1 protein-coding gene and 1 pseudogene are annotated in these 1,985 nt (G+C 63.6%); one reads left to right on the forward strand and one right to left on the reverse strand.

The genetic code is table 11. From position 1 onward, the window contains the following. Positions 1–337, forward strand: a pseudogene (locus AC3B8H_RS20735) (hypothetical protein); the annotation flags it as partial. A gap of 4 nt (positions 338–341) precedes the next feature. On the opposite strand, the gene AC3B8H_RS20740 reads toward AC3B8H_RS20735, so the two are convergent. Beyond that, positions 342–1,985: ShlB/FhaC/HecB family hemolysin secretion/activation protein (locus AC3B8H_RS20740; RefSeq protein WP_488443412.1), on the reverse strand; the 1,644-nt coding region annotated here is incomplete at its 5' end.

Raw genomic sequence — 1,985 nt, forward strand, 5'->3', positions numbered from 1 at the left:
TAATCATTATCCGCGCCGCGCGCTGGCTAGTTTGGATGCCGGGGAGCCGTCAGCGGCATTCGCGCCGGACTTCGGCGGTATCGTGCCACACAGCGTGGCGTCGCTCGAATTCGGCCCGGTTAACAAGGCGGGGGGCGATCGCATCGGCCTGGATTTGAATCGTTTCGCCGCTGGCGCCGATCTGCCCGCCTCGGCCGGCCGCTCCGACCAACCGTTGACCTTGAATGTGGCCGGCAACGCGACCGAGGTGCCGGTACCGGCCGCGGCCTGGTTGTTCTTGAGTGGTCTGATGGGCTTTCTGGCGATCGGCAAGCGCTGTAAAAGCCGCTTGATTTGACCTTTTAAAATTCGTAAACCAGCCGGAAATCCAAGCGCTGCTGGCCGGCGGAAACGCTGCCCTGGCCGTGAAGCGGATAGCTCCAATCCAGTTCGCCGAGCAGGCGCTTGAACCATTGCATGCGCAGCCCCAGGCCGGCCGAGGCGAGTTGTTCGACCGCCGGGGTCGGCGCGATCGGCGCGTCGGTCCACAATCTGGCCCAGTCGATAAAACCCAGCAAGCGCAGATTTTGCGCGGCGTCCCAATCGGCCGGCAGCAAGTGCGGGCTGTAAAACTCCAGAGACAAATTGACGCCATGGTCGGCCAGAGCCTGGGTTTGATGATAGCCGCGCACGCTGAGCGGGCCGCCGGCCGCGAATTGCTCGTTGCTGATCAGTTTTCCGAAGCTGGCTTGGCCGCTGGCCCTGGCTTGCAAGCGAAAATCCCAGGGCAATTGCTGTTGGTGTTTCAAGTCCGCGGTCAGGTAGAAATAATTTGGGGTGGCCCCGGCCCGTTTGCGCTCGAATTCGGTGGCGTCGTTGCCCAAGCCGCGAAAGCTGAAGTGGCCGGCGACGCTGGCGCTGCTGGCGTAACCGTCCCCGCGCAACGCGCCGTCGTAGCCGGCCATGAAGCCGGCGTAGCTGATCGGAGTATTCTCGGTGAAGCTGGCAATCTGCTGGCCGAAACTTTTATAGTCGAAGCCGAAAGTCAGGTTGTGAAAAATGCTGTCGGAAGACCCCGCCAGCGGCTTGACCAGCCGGGCGCCGTAGATCGAACCGGTACCGACCACCGACAGTCCGCCGATGTTGACGCCCAGCTGCGTGTTGGAGCTGATGCCTATGCCGTAAAGCGCCAGCCGGGTGTCGGCCCAGCCGGTCGGCAACACGTAGGTGCCGGACCAGACCTCGACTTCCTCGCTGGCTTGCGGGGAGACCTGGTATTGCAGCGAAGCGCTGTGAAAGGCCTGCCACAGATTGTCGTAGCGTAGCGAGCCGAGCAACCGGGAATAACTGGTGTGCTCGGAGTTGCGGCTGTTCATTTCGACGCTGCCATGCAGCGGCAACTCGTCCTTGACCTTCAGCTCCACCTCCATTTTGCCGGGCGTCGATCCGGCCCGGAACACCGGCGTGACGTTGCGGTCGGCCGATTGCTTGGCCAGCGCGGCCATTTGCGATTGCAGTTGCGGCATGTGCGGGACCCGGCCCTCGGCCAGCACCGGCAGACCTTCGCGGATTTTGCCCAGCGCGTAATAGCGCGAGCCGCTGATATAGACGGTTTCGATACTGCCTTCCAGTACTTGTAGGCGTACGCTGTCGCCCGCCACGTCCTGCTCCGGAATCGACACCACCACGGTCGGATAGCCGGCCTGGCGGTAGGCGTGCTCCAGCGCGGCTCGGGCCTGCTCGACGTCGGCGACGGTCTTGTCCGGACCGAGGTAGGGGTAAACCGCTTTTTCCAGGGTTTCGTCGTCCAGCACGCTGTTGCCGTCGATTTGGTAGTCGAACACATCGAAGCGCGGCTGTTGCTCGCCGGCCCATTGCGCGGAAACCGCCTCGGCGTTGGCCGTGGCGTTGTCCGCCGGGGTTTGCGCCTGAGCCGGCGGCCATGCCAGACTCAGGCCCAGCCATAGCGCGGCCCAAGTGCCGGGCCGGCTTGTGACAGCGTGAAT

The organism is Methylomonas sp. BG-2 (genome assembly GCF_057766305.1).